The organism is Jeotgalibacillus sp. ET6 (assembly GCF_029667115.1).
In the GTDB taxonomy this organism is placed as follows: domain Bacteria; phylum Bacillota; class Bacilli; order Bacillales; family Jeotgalibacillaceae; genus Jeotgalibacillus.
The window spans coordinates 1-230 of record NZ_JARUIU010000358.1; the positions used below are offsets into that span (position 1 = coordinate 1).

Consider the following 230-nt stretch of genomic DNA (forward strand, 5'->3'; position numbering starts at 1 on the left):
AATGTAATATCACTGTATCCCCAAAATATTTTCGGATTGCGTTTAAGTAAATTAGCCCGTGCAGTTGAAACGACCGCGCGTAAACCACAGCTACAGGAGCGCATAACCTCAACATGCAGCTGCTTAAAAATTTATAGCCCCTGCCGCCACCGCTACAATCATCGTTTCGCCAATTGCTCTTGAAATTGCCAGAACGGTTGAAGCGACATTCAAAAATTCCAGCAATCCTA

2 pseudogenes are annotated in these 230 nt (G+C 43.9%); one reads left to right on the top strand and one right to left on the bottom strand.

The features are described from left to right. A pseudogene (locus tag P6709_RS20405) lies at positions 1–114 on the top strand (GTP cyclohydrolase I); the annotation flags it as partial. A 21-nt stretch (positions 115–135) separates the two neighbouring features. Here the strand turns inward: P6709_RS20405 and P6709_RS20410 are convergent. Then, positions 136–230, bottom strand: a pseudogene (locus P6709_RS20410) (hypothetical protein); the annotation flags it as partial.